The sequence below is a fragment of the Streptomyces sp. NBC_00461 genome (genome assembly GCF_036013935.1).
Lineage (GTDB): Bacteria > Actinomycetota > Actinomycetes > Streptomycetales > Streptomycetaceae > Streptomyces.
Map to the genome: position 1 here is coordinate 1,342,028 of NZ_CP107902.1, position 15,216 is coordinate 1,357,243.

Sequence of the window (15,216 nt, forward strand, 5' to 3'; positions counted from 1 at the left end):
CTCGTCGCGTTCGCCTGTCGCCGAGTGCGTACGTCGTCCCGGATGACCGGGATGATCAACGTGGCCCGGGTGCGGCTCCCTGTGGAGCCCGCGGGCGGCAACAACGGCTCTCTGGTGACTCACGGCAGCGGCCCCCTCGGCGGCATCGTCGAAGCGCTTCACTTGATTACGCAAGTTAATGAGGAATTTCTGAGCGAAGCAAGGGGGTGCAGACAAGGAAGCTTGTTCCTTGCCAGGCATTGACATCACATCTCGGGCGGTGGCAGCGTCGAAGCGCTTCACCAACCGATGTCTCTCCCGCTCCGTCGAGGTGTCCCTCCCGTGGGTTCTGCTTTCCTGCCCGCCGCCGGCCGGCTGCTTCACCAGTGCGCGCGGTCCGCGCCCACCCGACTGGCCCGGCCGCGCCCGCGCTGCCTGGCGCCGGAGCTCTGACACACATGTCCAACGCATCCGGGCCCACCGCGCGCCCGTTCCCCGAACTGCCCGCCGGGTTCCGCTTCGGAGCCGCGACCGCCGCCTACCAGATCGAGGGCGCCCACGACCAGGACGGCCGCGGCCCGTCCATCTGGGACACCTTCAGCCACACCCCTGGCCGCACCCTCGGCGGCGCCACCGGTGACACCGCCTGCGACCACTACCACCGCTACCCCGAGGACATCGCCCTGCTGCGCGGGCTCGGCGTCGACGGCTACCGGTTCTCGATCGCCTGGTCCCGCCTGCTGCCCCAGGGCACCGGGCCGGTCAACGCCAAGGGCCTCGACTTCTACGACCGGCTGATCGACGATCTGCTGGCCGCTGGCGTCGCCCCCGCCGTGACGCTCTACCACTGGGACCTGCCGCAGGCCCTGGAGGACCGAGGCGGCTGGCGCGTCAGGGAGACCGCCGAGGCGTTCGCGCAGTACGCGGCCCTCGCTGCCGAGCGTTACGGGGACCGGGTGGAGCGCTGGATCACCCTCAACGAGCCGTACTGCTCCGCCTTCGTCGGCTATGCCGAGGGCCGGCACGCACCCGGTGCCGAAGAGGGCCGGGGCGCGCTGGCCGCCGCCCACCACCTGCTGGTCGGCCACGGCCTAGCGGTACGTGAGCTGCGCGTCGCGGGCGCCCGCGAGACAGGCATCACCCTCAACCTCGACCGCCTCCACGCCGCCTCCGACCTCCCCGAGGACCGGGCCGCCCTGCGCCGGGCCGAGGTCCTCCACAACGAGGTCTGGGCCGAGCCACTCCTCGCCGGACGCTATCCGGAATACGAGGACGAGACCTGGGGCGGTCTCGCCGCCGGTGCCTGGCGGTTGCCCGGCGACCTGGAACTGATCGGCGCCCCGCTGGACTTCCTCGGCGTCAACTTCTACCGCCCCGTGACGGTCGCCGCCGCCCCTCACCGCGAGGCCGACCCCGAAGTGCGCACCGCCGTGGACATCGGTGTCACCGAGCTGGACCCGTACGGGACCCGGCACACCACCATGGGCTGGCCCGTCGTCCCGGAGGCGCTGACCGAGCTGCTCTGCGGACTCGACGCCCGCTACCCGCACCTTCCGCCGGTCTGGATCACCGAGAACGGCTCCGCCGAGACCGACACCGTCGGCCCCGACGGCCGGGTCCACGACGCCGAGCGGATCGACTACCTCACGGACCACTTCGCCGCCGTCGCCGCCGCCGTCGCCGCCGGGGTGGACGTGCGTGGCTACTACGCCTGGTCGTTGCTGGACAACTTCGAGTGGGCGCGCGGCTACGACCAGCGCTTCGGTCTTGTCCACGTCGACTACGACACGCTGACTCGAACGCCCAAGGACAGCTACCACTGGTACCGGGGCCTGATCACCGCGCATCGCGCGCGGACGGAGGAAACCACCCCATGAAGTTCACCGACGGCTACTGGCTGATGCGTCCGGGCGTCACCGCGCGCTACGCCACCGAGGTCGCTGACGTCCGGGCCGACGAGCACCGGATGACCCTCTACGCGCCGGTGAAGCACGTCGACCGCCGCGCCGGAATCCTCAACAGCGCGCTGCTGACGGTCGAGTGCTGGTCGCCCGCCGAGGGCGTGATCGGGGTACGTGCCACCCACCACGCCGGTTCGGTGCGGAAGGCGCCGGAGTTCGCGCTGCCCGGCGCGCAACCGGATGCGGGGAAGGTGGGCCGGGACGGCTCGGTGGTCGAACTCAGTGCGGGTGAGCTGTCGCTGCGGGTGGACACCTCGCAGCCGTGGAACCTGGAGTTCACCGCCGGCGGACGGCTGCTGACCTCCGTGGGCGAGCGCGGCACCGGCTTCGTCACCGACGCCGGCGGCCGGCACTTCATGCTCGGTCAACTCGCCCTGGGCGTAGGGGAGTCGGTGTACGGGCTGGGCGAGCGGTTCACCCCGTTCGTCAAGAACGGGCAGACGGTGGACATCTGGCAGGCGGACGGCGGCACCAGCAGCGAGCAGGCGTACAAGAACATCCCCTTCCATCTGACCAACCGCGGCTACGGCGTCTTCGTCAACCACCCCGGCAAGGTCAGTTACGAGGTCGGCTCCGAGTCGGTCGGGCAGGTCCAGTTCAGCGTCGAGGACCAGTCGCTGGAGTTCTTCGTCGTCCACGGCCCGACCCCGAAGCAGATCCTCCAGCGCTACACCGCGCTCACCGGCCGCCCCGCCCTGCCCCCGGCCTGGGCGCTCGGCCTGTGGCTGACCACCTCCTTCACCACCGACTACGACGAGGCCACCGTCAACCGCTTCGTCGACGGCATGGCCGAGCGTGGCATCCCGCTGAGCGTCTTCCACTTCGACTGCTTCTGGATGCGCGGCTACCAGTGGTGCGACTTCGACTGGGACTCCGAGACCTTCCCCGACCCCGAAGGCATGCTGGCCCGGCTCAAGGAGCGGGGGCTCAGGATCTCCGCCTGGATCAACCCGTACATCGCGCAGAAGTCCCCGCTGTTCGAGGAGGGCATGCGCGAGGGTCATCTCGTACGCCGCCCCGACGGCAGCGTATGGCAGTGGGACCTGTGGCAGGCCGGCATGGCCCTGGTGGACTTCACCAACCCGGCCGCACGCGACTGGTACACGGGCAAACTGAAGACGCTGCTCGCCCAGGGCGTGGACTGCTTCAAGACCGACTTCGGCGAGCGGATCCCCACCGATGTCGTCTGGCACGACGGCTCCGACCCGGAGCGGATGCACAACTACTACACGCACCTCTTCAACCAGGCGGTCTTCGAGCTGCTGAGGGAGGAGCGTGGCGAGGGCGAGGCGCTGCTGTTCGCCCGCTCCGCCACTGCGGGCGGTCAGCAGTACCCGGTGCACTGGGGCGGCGACTGCGAGTCCCACTTCGGCGCCATGGCCGAGTCGCTGCGCGGCGGACTCTCCCTGGGTCTGTCCGGCTTCGGCTTCTGGAGCCACGACATCGGCGGCTTCGAGGGCACGCCGACTCCGGCCGTCTTCAAGCGCTGGGTGCAGTTCGGGCTGCTCTCCTCGCACAGCCGTCTGCACGGCAGCAAGTCGTACCGCGTGCCGTGGGACTACGGCGAGGAGGCCGTCGACGTCACCCGCCAGTTCACCCTGCTCAAGCACCGCCTCGCCCCGTACCTCCAGCGCGCCGCGCAGCAGGCGCACACCACCGGTGTCCCGGTGATGCGTGCCATGGTGCTGGAGTTCCCCGACGACCCGGCCGCCGCGACCCTCGACCGGCAGTACATGCTCGGCGACGACCTGCTCGTCGCCCCGGTCTTCACCGACGACGGCACGGTCGAGTACTACGTGCCGGAAGGCGCCTGGACCAATGTGCTGACGGGCGCTCAGGTCACCGGTCCGCGCTGGGTCCGTGAGCAGCACGACTTCCACACCCTGCCGCTGCTGGCCCGCCCGGACTCGGTCATCGCGCTGGCCGCCGACGATCAGCAGCCGGTCTCCGCCTGGGCGGACGGCGTCGAACTACGGGTGCACGCCTTCGCCGACGGCGCCGAGCGCACCGTGGTGATCCCCCGCATCGACGGCCCAGGTGAGACGGCCCGCTTCCACCTGCGGCGCCGGGGCGACCGTCTGCACGTGGCCACCGACAGCCCGCACCCGTGGCAGCTGCGGATCGGCGGCCCGAACGCAACGGTGCACACCCGGCCGGCCGGCACCTCGGAGGCCGAGCTGCCGTACCCGGCCTGAACCGGACAGTCAGGGCGGGGTCCCAGTGGGGGCCGCGCCCCAGGCGCGGTTCGCCGCCGACATCGCCGATCTCCACGCCCACCGCCCGAAGGCATGCCGCCATGCAGAGCCGGACCAAGCGACACCTGGCCCCCGATCAACTGGACGCCCTGCTGCGCGCCGGCACCGGCGTCGGATGCCGCGTGGAGAGCGAACTGTCCGACGGCTGGTTCAGCACCGTCTACCGAGTCCGGCTCGACGACGGCCGACCCGCCGTCGTCAAACTCGCCCCGCCGGACGAGGCCGCCGTGCTGCGCTACGAGCAAGGCATCCTCGGGACCGAGGCCATGGTCTACCGACGGATCGCGGATCTCCCCGGCGGCGAGGCACCGACACCGATATCGACACCGATACCGATACCGATACCGATACCGACCGCTGAACTGCTGTACGTGGGAAGGGAGTTCCTCGTCCTCTCGGTCGTCGAAGGGACCACGTGGGACAAGGCAGCCGGCCGCCTGACCCACCCGGCCGAGGCGGCGGCGCGCCGCGAACTGGGCGCGATCACCGCACGCCTGCACACCCTGGCGCCCGAGGACGGCCGGTTCGGCTACCCGGCCGCGCAGTCCGGGCTCTTGGCCACCGACTGGCGGACGGCGTTCACCGCGATGGTCGAGGCGCTCCTGGAGGATGCCGAGCGCCGGCAGTCCCCGCTGGACGCGCCGCCCGCCGAGATACGCAGGCTCGTCGCCGAGGGCGGCGACGCCCTCGAAGAGGTCACGGAGCCCAGGCTGGTTCACTTCGACCTGTGGCCGGGCAACATCTTCGTCGCCCCCGCCGACGACGGGAGCCACGCGAGGATCACCGGCCTCATCGACCACGAACGGGCCTTCTGGGGCGACCCGGCCGCCGAACTGGTCTCGCTCGCTTTCGGCGGCGACGCCGGCCCGGACAGCGACCTCGTCGTCGGCTACACCGAGGCGGGCGGAAGCCTCGACTTCGGCCCGGCCTTCCAACACCGGTTGGCCCTCTACCAGCTCTACCTGGGCCTGCTGCTGGTCGTCGAGTGCGGGCCCCGCGGCTACGGCCCCACGCACGTCGCGTTCTGCCGCCGCATGCTGACCGACGCCGTCACCCGCCTCCGCACCGCCGCCCGGACGGCCCCATAACGCTCCAGAAGCAGAAGAAGGACGCCTGACCAGGTCAGATCCCTGTCAGGCGTCCTTCTCACGTCCCATTCGCCGCTACCCTGACGGCCACGCCGGACAGCCCGGAGGCCGCTCGGCCGTGGCCACGGGAGCCCCCGGGCAGGGGGAACCGTGCAGGTACTCCGGCGCTCAGCGGTGCGGAGTTACCACGACGACTTCGACGAGTGTTCCGGGGAGTCGGGTTTCGATGGGTGCTCGGGGTACGCGGGCTTCTCCGGGTGCTCCGGATAGGCCGGCTTCTCCGGGTGCTCCGGGTATACCGGCTTCTCCGGGTGCTCCGGATAGGCCGGCTTCTCCGGGTGCTCCGGATAGGCCGGCTTCTCCGGGTGCTCCGGATACGCCGGCTTCTCCGGGTGCTCCGGATACGCCGGCTTCTCCGGGTGCTCCGGATACGCCGGCTTCTCCGGGTGCTCCGGATAGGCCGGCTTCTCCGGGTGCTCCGGATAGGCCGGCTTCTCCGGGTGCTCCGGATAGGCCGGCTTCTCCGGGTGCTCCGGGTACGCCGGCTTGGCCGGGTGCTCCGGATAGGCCGGCTTCTCCGGGTGCTCCGGATACGCCGGCTTGGCCGGGTGCTCCGGATAGGCCGGCTTCTCCGGGTGCTCCGGATACGCCGGCTTCTCCGGGTGCTCCGGGTACGCCGGCTTGGCCGGCTGCTCGGGGTAGGCGGGCTTCTCCGGGTAGGCGGGCTTGGCCGGGTGCTCCGGATAGGCGGGCTTCTCCGGGTAGGCGGGCTTGGCCGGGTGCTCCGGATAGGCGGGCTTCTCCGGATACGCAGGCTTCACCGGATAAGCAGGCATCTCCGGCTTCACCGGATAAGCAGGCTTCACCGGATACGCAGGCATCTCCGGCTTCACCGGATAAGCAGGCTTCACCGGATACGCAGGCATCTCCGGCTTCACCGGATAAGCAGGCTTCACCGGATACGCAGGCATCTCCGGCTTCACCGGATAAGCAGGCTTCACCGGGTACACAGGCATCTCCGGCTTCACCGGATAAGCAGGCTTCACCGGATACGCAGGCATCTCCGGCTTCACCGGATAAGCAGGCTTCACCGGGTACACAGGCATCTCCGGCTTCACCGGATGTGCCGGATACTCGGGCTTCACCGGATGCTCCGGATACGCGGGCTTCACCGGATGCTCCGGATACGCGGGCTTCACCGGATGCTCCGGATACGCGGGCTTCACCGGATGCTCCGGATACGCGGGCTTCTCCGGATGTGCCGGGTACTCAGGCTTCACCGGGTGCTCCGGATAGGCGGGCTTCTCCGGATGTGCCGGGTACTCAGGCTTCACCGGGTGCTCCGGATAGGCGGGCTTCTCCGGGTGCTCCGGGTGCTCCGGCTTCGCCGGGTGCTCCGGGTGAGCCGGGTGAGCCGGCTTGTCCGGATGCGTTGCCGTTGACGGCTGTGCCGTTTGGATGGGGGGGCCCGGGTAGGGCGGGGGTGGGGTGGTGTGGTCCTTGGCGTCAGCGGTTACCGCGTACGCCAGCGAGGTTCCGGCGAGTGCGGCAACCATGGTGGCTGACGCCAGAACAGATCGCCATCTCGGCGATGTTGTCATTGTTTCCACTCTCCTCGACTTGGCTCAGGGCTTCGTGACGGCTGGTCAGCACCAAAGAGCCGGATAGTGGAATGATCAGTAAATCGGACACATGAATAACGCTGCCGCGCCCATAAGCCACCGGATGGGGTAGCGCGGGACGCCACTTGGCCCGGGTGGTGGTGAGAGTCGGGCCTGGGTGGGTACATGCGCGCGCTCAAGATCAACCGACCGGGAGGCGGGCACGCCCGGTGAGTGAGTACCGCCGGCCATGAGGGCGGCGGGATCAAAGGCGCTCATGCCAGCCGGTCGGGTCAGCGGCTGTCTCATGCGAGGACGCGTTGCGGGGCTGCGACGCTGCGACTCCCCTCACGGGCGCCAGTACAGCGAGGGGTCGGGGTGGGCGGTGAAGCCGAGGTCGCGGTACAGGGGTTCGCCTTCGGTGGAGGCATGCAGGTCCACCCGGGCGACGTCGCGTTCGCGGAACCAGTCGAGCAGGGCCCGCATGACGGCGCGGCTGTGGCCTCGCCGTCGGTGGGCCGGGTCGGTGACCACGCCGATCACCTGCCCGATCCTGCCGTTGCCCAGATGCGGCCCCGGCAGCCGTTGCTCGATCGTGCCGATGCCGCAGGCCGCCAGGCCTCCGTCACCGTGACCGTCCACCACGAGGATGCGCACGGTGTCCGCGGTGAGTTGCTCCTTGAGCACGACGGCCAGGGCGTCCAGCCAGCCGTCGTCGGCCGACGCGGGAGCGAAGAAGTCACCGCCCAGGTCTTCGAACAGCAGGGCCCGCAGACGCAGGAGCTCCACGAGGTCGTACTCCACCGCCTGGCGTACGGCGAAAGGGTGTCCGGTGCGTTGTCGCATGCTGTCCAGATTGATGTAATGGTCTTATGCACCTCAACCCTTACGGCGAGGATGCGGTGAATCTCGCCGCCGACCTGGCCAACCGCCGCCCCGCCGACGCCGAGGAACTCGCGGACCGCTGCCGGGCCGCCGGACTGGTGCTGGAGGGCCCGGCAGCGCCGGAGGACCTGGCCCGCACCACGGAGGCGCTGGACGCGTGGGAGAAGATCGTCGACGCCACCGATGACCACGAGCGGGCCGACCTGCTCAACGCGATGCTGGCGACGGCCTCCGCGTATCCGCGGATGACCAACCACGCCGCGAGCGGCTGGCATCTGCACTACCGCGACGAGCGACAACCCCTCGCCACCGTGCTGATCTCCGTGATCTCCGTGGGCACCGCACTGCACCTGGCGGGACGCGGGATGCACCGTCTCAGGCGCTGCACCGTCACCGAGTGCACCACGATCTTCGCGGACACCTCCCGCACCGGACGGCAGCGTTACTGCTCCCAGCGCTGCGCCAACCGCGACGCGGTACGCCGCCACCGGGCCCGTACGACCGTATGAGTCCGCCCGCGCGGCGGCCGGGCACCCGGTCTCGTGCGCTCACGGCCTGCGGCAGGGTTCACCGCTGCTGTTCGGTGAACCCGTCCCTGACGGTGTCGAAGACCGGACGGTAGGTGCCCCAGTCGGCGTCGGGGGCCGACAGATAGATGTCGTACTCGCGGCCGCCGGCGGTGCCGTAGCCGAGGTCGATGGCGCGGAAGAGACGGGCCCGGCCGTGGAAGGTGAACTCCCACACCGCGGCCGGCTTCCCGTTGAAGGTGGTCTCCTGCATGCGCAGCCTGCGGTACGTGGCGTAGTTGACCTTGGTGTTCGCTTCGATGTCCTTGAAGTGCTCCACCGGTCGCGAGCCCGCCGGGTCCACCATGCCGACGGTGAGGCCGGCGAGGCCGGTCGGATCGGTGTAGGTGACCTCGTCGTCGCTCGACTCCTTCTTCTGCTTCCAGCCGTCCGGCACGGGGAAGGCGACGTCGAGTCCTCCGTCGCGGACCAGGTGGTAGCCGTCGGGGACGGGCGAGGCGGACCGAGTGGGCATGTCGCCGGCCGCGTCGTGGCCGCCCCGGTGCGCGTACGCATAGAGCCCGGCGGCGGCGGTGGCGGCCGCCACCAGGACGGCGACGACCGGCACGAGGACACGGCGCTTACGGCCGGTACGGCGGCGGCGCGCGCTCTCTTCCGGCGGCAGGGGTGGGACCGGCCTCGTCCCGGAGGTGCGGGTGGACGGGTGTCCGTCCTCCGCGACGGGCCACCCTGCGTCGGCGACGGCGGACGTCCGCGTGGTGGGCGTGCCGTCGGACCAGGTGGCTCGCAGCGCCCGTTCCGTCTGCTCGGCCGTGGGCCGGTCCTCGGGGTCCTTCGAGAGCAGCGCGTCGATGAGTGATTCCAGGGCACCGGCCTGCCGCATCGGTTCCAGCGGGTCGACGGCGATGGCGTACGCGGTCTCCATGGCGGTGTCGCGGCGGTACGGCAGGCGCCCCTCCACGGCCTGGTACAGCATGGTGCCCAGCGACCACAGGTCCGAGGCAGGACCGGGTTTCTGGCCGCGGATCCGTTCCGGGGCCATGAAGTCGATGGAGCCGATCATCTCCCCGGTCCGGGTGAGCGTGGAGGTCCCGGCGGTCTGGGCGATACCGAAATCGGTCAGGACGACGCGGCCCTCGGCGCCGAGCATGACGTTGCCGGGCTTGATGTCGCGGTGCAGGACGCCGACGGCGTGCGCTGCCCGTACGGCGGAGATCACACCAAGGCCGATGCGTGCGGCCTCCTGCGGCGGCAGCGTCCGGCCGCCCTTGAGGACGTCGGCCAGAGTGGGGGCGGGGACGTACTCCATGACGATGCACGGCTGCCCGCCGTCGTCGACGACGTCGTGGACGACGACCACGTTGGGGTGCACGACGCGGGCGGCGCTGCGCGCCTCACGGCGGATGCGCTCGTAGAGCGTGGTGATCTCGCCGTCGGACAGGTGCGGCGGTGTGTGGAGCCTCTTGAGCGCGACCTGCCGGGCGAGTTCCTCGTCCTCGGCGCGCCAGACCGTGCCCATACCGCCGCGCCCGATGAGCTCGACGAGCCGGTAACGCCCGGCGACGAGCCGCCCTTCGTCCGACACTGCTGACCCTCCGCCGACTCTGCCCCCTTTTGCATCACTCAGCCATGCACACTAACCGACCTTCGTGACGAACCGGGACGAGGTCCGTCTGTCAGACCAGGCAGAACTCGTTTCCCTCCGGATCCGCCATCAGCATGTGGTCGGGCCTGCCGTCCAGGTCTTCCCGACGGACCACGGTCGCGCCCGCGGCGGTCAGCCGCTCCACGGCCTCCGCCACGCGCGGCCATCGCAGCTCCCAGGGTGTCTCGCGGCCACCGCCGACCTGTACGTCGAGGTGCACCCGGTTCTTCGCCGTCTTCGGCTCCGGAACCCGAAGGAACGAGATATTGGGTCCCACTCCTTCCGGGTCGCAGAGGTAGGCGCCCTCGTCCCATTCGTCCTCCGGGACCCCGTGATGGGCGAGCCACTCCTCCCAGCTGCCGAATCCGACGGGTGCGGGCCGCTCCGCGTATCCCAGCGCCAGAGCCCAGAACCCGGCCAGCTTCGCCGGTTCCGCACAGTCGATGGTCACGGTCCACCTGGTCGCCATGTGCCCTCCCCTGTCGCGGCCGGTGCCGCCGTCACGGTATCTCCTGCTCGGCCCAGATGATTTTCCCGGCGGTCGTGTGCCGAGCGCCCCAGCGGTCGGTCAGCTGGGCCACCAGGAAGAGGCCGCGGCCGCCCTCGTCCATGCTCCGGGCATGCCTCAGCCGGGGGGCCGTACCGCTGGCGTCGGAAACCTCGCAGGTCAGGCGGGCGCCGCGGATCAGCCGTAGCCGGATGGGCGGCTCGGCGTAGCGGATCGCGTTGGTGACCAGCTCGCTCACCACGAGCTCCGTCGTCATGGCCAGCTCCCCCAGCCCCCAGGCCTCCACCTGGCGGGTCGCGCGGGCCCGGAGGTCGGCCACGGCGGACGGGTCCACGGGTATCTCCCAGGACACGACGCGGTCGGCGCCCAGGGCGTGGGTGCGCGCCAGGAGCAGGGCGATGTCGTCGGGCTGCGGCACGGGCACGAGCTGCCGCACCGCGGACGTGCACAGGGTGGAGAGATCGGTGTCGGATCGGGCCAGCACGTCGGCGAGCCGGGACATGCCCAACTCCATGTCGCAGTCGGCCCCTTCGATGAGGCCGTCGGTGTACAGCCCGAGCAGGCTGTTCTCGGCGAGTTCGATCTCGGTGGCTTCGAAGGCCATGCCGCCCAGCCCGAGCGGCGGCCCTGCCGGGGGCTCCGGGAAGGACACCTGTCCGTCGGGTGCGATGACGACGGGGGGCGGGTGTCCGGCGCGGGCCATCGTGCACCGCCCGGTGACCGGATCGTAGACGGCATACAGACAGGTCGCCCCGAGGAAGGCGGACGTGTTCCGGTGATCTGTGTCGTCGTCGGTCTTCTCGGCGCTCAGCCGGAGCACGAGGTCGTCGAGGTGGGCCAGGAGCTCGTCGGGCGGCAGCTCCATGTCGGCGAGGGTCTGCACCGCGGTGCGTAGCCGGCCCATGGCCGCCGCGGCGGTGATGCCGTGCCCCACCACATCGCCGACCACGAGGCCGACCCGCGCCCCGGACAGGGGGATCACGTCGAACCAGTCCCCGCCGACCCCGCCCGTCGGGTCGGCCGGCAGATAGGCGGAGGCCACGTCCAGCGCTGTGCCGCCGGTCAGGGCCTGCGGCAGCAGGCTGCGCTGCAGGGTGACCGCCGCCGTGTGTTCCCTGGTGTAGCGGCGGGCGTTGTCGACGCACAGCGCGGCGCGCGCCACCAGCTCCCGGGCCAGCAGTACGTCGTCGGACTGGAACGAGACGGGGTTGAGCGACCGGATGAACGTGGTGAGGCCGAGGACGGTGTCGCGCGCCCGCATCGGCACGGAGATGAGGGAGTGCAGTCCGAACTCCCGGATCCTCTGCGCTCGTTCGGGCTGTTCGGCCACCCACAGCTCGTCGGACGGATCGAGGACCGCGGTGAGGATCGGCTCGCCGTGGATGAGCAGGTTCACGTCGTGCGACGGAGGGAGGAAGTCCACCCTGTCCCCGACCCGTGCCACGGCCTCCGGGCAGCCCTCGTGCACGGAGTTCAGGCCGGCGCGGCGCATCAGCGGCCTCACGGACGCCGGCCCGGCGTCCGTGAGCCACGCGCCGTGGCCTTCGCTGCTCAGGACGGGCTCCAGAAGGTCGACGACGACGAAGTCCGCCAGACGGGGTACGGCGAAGTCGGCGAGCTCCTGCGCCGTCCGCATCACGTCCAGGGTCGTGCCCACGCAGGCGCCGGCCTCGTTGACGAGCGTCAGGAGGCGGCGGGCGTTCCACCGCTCGGTGACGTCGAGGACCATGTAGCAGACCCCGGTGACGGAGTCGCCCGCGTCCACCAAGGGGAAGAAGGACGTGGAGTAGGCGTGCTGACGGTGGGGGTCGGCCCAGCTCCACCCCAGGTACTCGTAGTCGGTGACCGGGGTTCCGGTGTCCAGGACCTTGCGCATCAGCCCTTCGAGGGTGGCCGCCTGCAGCCCAGGCAGCAGCTCGCTCAGCCGGCGTCCCAGCCGCTGTTCACGGGGCACACCGCCGAACCGTTCGAGGGTGTCGTTCAGCCACACGTAGCGCAGCTCCAGGTCCATCACCGCCATGCCGACCGGGGAGCGGGTGAGGAACCCGTCGAGCACGGACTGGCCCATCGCCCACTGCTGCCGCAGCTCCCGCGCCGAGATCAGGAAGCACTCCTCCCCGCCCATCCGGAAGGACGCGGAGACCCGCAGGTCGACGTCGACCACCCGGCCGTCGCGGTGGCGTACGGGGATCAGACCGCTCCAGCCCATGCCGGCGCGGCACCGCTCCGCCACACCGGCCACCCGGGCCGGGTCCGACGGCATCGCCACCAGGCGTGCGGCGGGGCCGCCGACCATCTCGGACGCCGGGTGTCCGAGCAGTGCCTCGGCGCCCCGCGTCCAGCCGACCACGACGCCCTCGGCGGACACGACCGCCACCGCGTCGGTGGACGCGTCAAGGGCGTCGCGCAGTCCTGCGGGCGTCGGCCCGTCGGGTGCTTCTCGCACAGGATCCATGGATGCCGTCCGGGTGCCGTTCCGTACAGAACCATGTTCCTGCTTGTCCGTCGGTTGTGCACGGCCCCGGCGGGCACCCTGCCGCCGCCCGCTCCGCTTCCGCCCGGCCCGAAGCGGAGGGAGCATGGAAGTGCCGCTGGTCAAAACCCAGGTCCCGGGCGACACCGACAGGTTCGCCGGATCCCGCGGCACGGTGGAGGTGATTACCGGATGACAGCCGAATCCTTCCGGTCCGAAGGTGAGGCGCACGGCCTCGATTCGCCTCCACCGACCGGTCTGCTGGATCTCCTGAGCGTGGCCGCGACGGTCGTCGACGCCGACGGGCGCATCGTGTTCTGGACCCCGCAGGCGGAGGAGCTGTTCGGGTACACCGCGCAGGAGGCGCTGGGCAAGTACGCGGCCCGGCTGCTCATCCACCCGGAGCATCTGAAGGCCGTGGTCAGGCTGTTCACGGAGGTGCTGGAGACGGGCCGGAGCTGGGCCGGTGCCTTCCCCATCCGGCACAAGGACGGCAGCAGCCGGCTGATGGAGTTCCGCAACATGCGGCTCCAGGACGATCTCGGGGACGTCTACGCGCTGGGCATCGCAGCCGACCACAACCTCCTCCAGCGCGTCGAGACCGATCTGGCCCTGTGCGAGCGGCTGATCAACCAGTCTCCGATCGGCCTGGCCCTGCTGGACCCGGAACTGCGGTATGTACTGGTCAACCCGGCGCTGGAGCGCATCGACGGCTTCCCCGCCGAGGACCACGTGGGCCGCGGCCTCAGGGAGACCCTGCCCCTGCCCGACGTCGACACCATCGAGTCCGCGCTGCGTCAGGTGCTCACCACCGGCACCCCGCTGCTCGACCAGTACCACGTCGACCCCGATCACGAGCACGCCTGGTCCCTGTCCTTCTACCGCCTGGAGGACCCCGGCGGGCGGGTCCTGGGGGCGGCCGCCTCGGTCGTCGACGTCACCGAACGGCACCGCGCCGCCGCCGAGGCCGACCGGGCCCGGCGCCGCCTCGCCCTCATCGCCGACGCCTCCGTGCGCGTCGGCACCACGCTGGAGGTGGAGGAGACCGCCCGTGAACTGGCGGAGATCGCCGTCCCGCAGCTCGCCGACGTGGTCGCCGTCGACATCCTCGACTCCGCCCTGGCCTGCCGCCGGTCACGCAGACCGGACGACGGCCCGGAGCTGTTCCGCGCCCTCGCGCTCAAGGCGGCACACCCGACCGTGGCGCTCCGCGCCGCAGACCCTCCCGGCGGTCTCGCGGCCTACGAGGGGGACCGCCTGGTCACGCTGTGCGTCCACACCGGCCGGCCGGTCCTGGTGCGGCACGTCAGCGAGGACGATCTGCCGCGCATCGCCCGGGACGCCGAGGCCGGTTCGCTGCTGGCCCGGGCCGGCGTCCACTCCTATCTCGCCGTGCCGCTGATCGCGCACGGCGAGGTGCTGGGCGCCCTCGATCTCAAGCGCACCAACAACCCGCTCCCGTTCGACCAGGACGATGTCGTCCTGGCCTCCGAGCTGGCGGGCCGTGCGGCCGTTGCCATCGACAACGCCCGCTGGTTCCAGAGCGTGCGCAACACCGCCCTCACCCTGCAGCGCAGCCTGCTGCCCGACCACCCGCTGCAGCACTCGGGGCTCGAACTCGCCTCCCGCTACCAGCCCGCCCAGGCCACCAGCGAGGTCGGCGGCGACTGGTACGACGTCATTCCGCTGAGCGACGACCGGACCGCCCTGGTCGTCGGCGACGTCATGGGCAACGGCATCGACGCCGCCGCCACCATGGGCCGGCTGCGCACCGCGACCTGCGCCTACGCGGAACTCGACCTCGACCCCGGCGCCGTGCTCCAGCACCTCGACAAGATCACCTGCGATCTGGAGCACTACATCGTCACGTGCATCTACGCCGTCTACGACCCGCGTACGAGGCTGTGCCGCATCGCCAACGCCGGACACATGCCGCCCGCCCTGGCCGGCCCGGACCACGCCCCCGAGCTGCTCGACCTGCCCTCCGGCGCACCGCTCGGCGTAGGCGGCATCCCCTTCGAGGCCACCACGGCCCGTCTCGACCCCGGTGACCTGCTGGTCCTCTACACCGACGGCCTGGTCGAGACCCGTCACCACTCGATAGACGACCGTCTGGACGTCCTGCTCAGCTTCCTCGACGAGCCCCACCGGCCCCTGGAGGAAACCTGCGACCTCCTGCTGTACGGCCTGCGCCACCCCGACGACTACGACGACGTGGCCCTCCTCATCGCCCGGGCGCTGTAGGGAACCCGGGTGGCGGGACAGGCGTTCTCGTTCATGAGTTCGCGACCAGG

Annotated in this window: 10 protein-coding genes; 5 read left to right on the plus strand and 5 right to left on the minus strand. The window is 70.9% G+C overall.

The window, feature by feature from the left end; translation table 11 throughout:
• Window positions 1–437: 437 nt before the first annotated feature.
• From OG870_RS06615 to OG870_RS06625, 3 genes are all read left to right on the plus strand, one after another.
• Window positions 438–1,856, plus strand: coding sequence for a GH1 family beta-glucosidase (locus OG870_RS06615; protein WP_266586393.1), 1,419 nt, complete (start codon window positions 438–440; stop codon window positions 1,854–1,856).
• Window positions 1,853–4,135, plus strand: a complete 2,283-nt coding sequence (gene yicI / locus OG870_RS06620) for an alpha-xylosidase (protein ID WP_266586391.1) — start codon at window positions 1,853–1,855, stop codon at window positions 4,133–4,135. Before OG870_RS06615 ends, yicI begins: the two co-directional genes overlap by 4 nt.
• Window positions 4,136–4,236: 101 nt before the next feature.
• A complete protein-coding gene (locus OG870_RS06625) occupies window positions 4,237–5,283 on the plus strand; it encodes a phosphotransferase family protein (RefSeq protein WP_266586389.1) in 1,047 nt (348 codons plus the stop codon).
• Window positions 5,284–5,465: 182 nt separating this feature from the next.
• Here the strand turns inward: OG870_RS06625 and OG870_RS06630 are convergent, their stop codons facing one another.
• Together OG870_RS06630 and OG870_RS06635 are read right to left on the minus strand one after the other, a co-directional pair.
• Window positions 5,466–6,839, minus strand: coding sequence for a hypothetical protein (locus OG870_RS06630; protein ID WP_327690752.1), 1,374 nt, complete (start codon window positions 6,837–6,839; stop codon window positions 5,466–5,468).
• A 393-nt stretch (window positions 6,840–7,232) separates the two neighbouring features.
• The gene (locus OG870_RS06635) at window positions 7,233–7,730 is read right to left on the minus strand and encodes a GNAT family N-acetyltransferase (RefSeq protein ID WP_266923302.1); all 498 of its coding nucleotides are present in this window, start codon (window positions 7,728–7,730) and stop codon (window positions 7,233–7,235) included.
• Window positions 7,731–7,756: 26 nt separating this feature from the next.
• On the opposite strand from OG870_RS06635, the gene OG870_RS06640 reads away from it, so the two are divergent.
• Window positions 7,757–8,278 carry a CGNR zinc finger domain-containing protein gene (locus OG870_RS06640; RefSeq protein ID WP_266527231.1) on the plus strand — a complete coding sequence of 174 codons (522 nt, stop codon included), beginning with the start codon at window positions 7,757–7,759 and terminating at the stop codon, window positions 8,276–8,278.
• Between the two features lie 58 nt (window positions 8,279–8,336).
• Here the strand turns inward: OG870_RS06640 and OG870_RS06645 are convergent, their stop codons facing one another.
• From OG870_RS06645 to OG870_RS06655, 3 genes are all read right to left on the minus strand, one after another.
• Window positions 8,337–9,881 carry a serine/threonine-protein kinase gene (locus OG870_RS06645; protein ID WP_266923304.1) on the minus strand — a complete coding sequence of 515 codons (1,545 nt, stop codon included), beginning with the start codon at window positions 9,879–9,881 and terminating at the stop codon, window positions 8,337–8,339.
• Window positions 9,882–9,972: 91 nt separating this feature from the next.
• The gene (locus tag OG870_RS06650) at window positions 9,973–10,410 is read right to left on the minus strand and encodes a VOC family protein (RefSeq protein WP_266527238.1); all 438 of its coding nucleotides are present in this window, start codon (window positions 10,408–10,410) and stop codon (window positions 9,973–9,975) included.
• A 31-nt stretch (window positions 10,411–10,441) separates the two neighbouring features.
• Complete coding sequence (locus OG870_RS06655) at window positions 10,442–12,904, minus strand: SpoIIE family protein phosphatase (RefSeq protein WP_327690753.1); 2,463 nt, start codon at window positions 12,902–12,904, stop codon at window positions 10,442–10,444.
• 210 nt (window positions 12,905–13,114) lie between these two features.
• Between OG870_RS06655 and OG870_RS06660 the strand changes: the two genes are divergently transcribed.
• On the plus strand, window positions 13,115–15,166 hold the full coding sequence (locus tag OG870_RS06660) for a SpoIIE family protein phosphatase (RefSeq protein ID WP_266527246.1): 2,052 nt from the start codon (window positions 13,115–13,117) through the stop codon (window positions 15,164–15,166).
• The last annotated feature ends 50 nt before the right edge of the window (window positions 15,167–15,216 follow it).

Bases quoted from the DNA above. Each gene is read 5' to 3' on its own strand.
- OG870_RS06615 (WP_266586393.1), top strand. From the start codon at position 438: ATGTCCAACGCATCCGGGCCCACCGCGCGCCCGTTCCCCGAACTGCCC.
- yicI (WP_266586391.1), top strand. From the start codon at position 1,853: ATGAAGTTCACCGACGGCTACTGGCTGATGCGTCCGGGCGTCACCGCG.
- OG870_RS06625 (WP_266586389.1), top strand. From the start codon at position 4,237: ATGCAGAGCCGGACCAAGCGACACCTGGCCCCCGATCAACTGGACGCC.
- OG870_RS06630 (WP_327690752.1), bottom strand. From the start codon at position 6,839: ATGGTTGCCGCACTCGCCGGAACCTCGCTGGCGTACGCGGTAACCGCT.
- OG870_RS06635 (WP_266923302.1), bottom strand. From the start codon at position 7,730: ATGCGACAACGCACCGGACACCCTTTCGCCGTACGCCAGGCGGTGGAG.
- OG870_RS06640 (WP_266527231.1), top strand. From the start codon at position 7,757: ATGCACCTCAACCCTTACGGCGAGGATGCGGTGAATCTCGCCGCCGAC.
- OG870_RS06650 (WP_266527238.1), bottom strand. From the start codon at position 10,410: ATGGCGACCAGGTGGACCGTGACCATCGACTGTGCGGAACCGGCGAAG.
- OG870_RS06655 (WP_327690753.1), bottom strand. From the start codon at position 12,904: ATGGATCCTGTGCGAGAAGCACCCGACGGGCCGACGCCCGCAGGACTG.
- OG870_RS06660 (WP_266527246.1), top strand. From the start codon at position 13,115: ATGACAGCCGAATCCTTCCGGTCCGAAGGTGAGGCGCACGGCCTCGAT.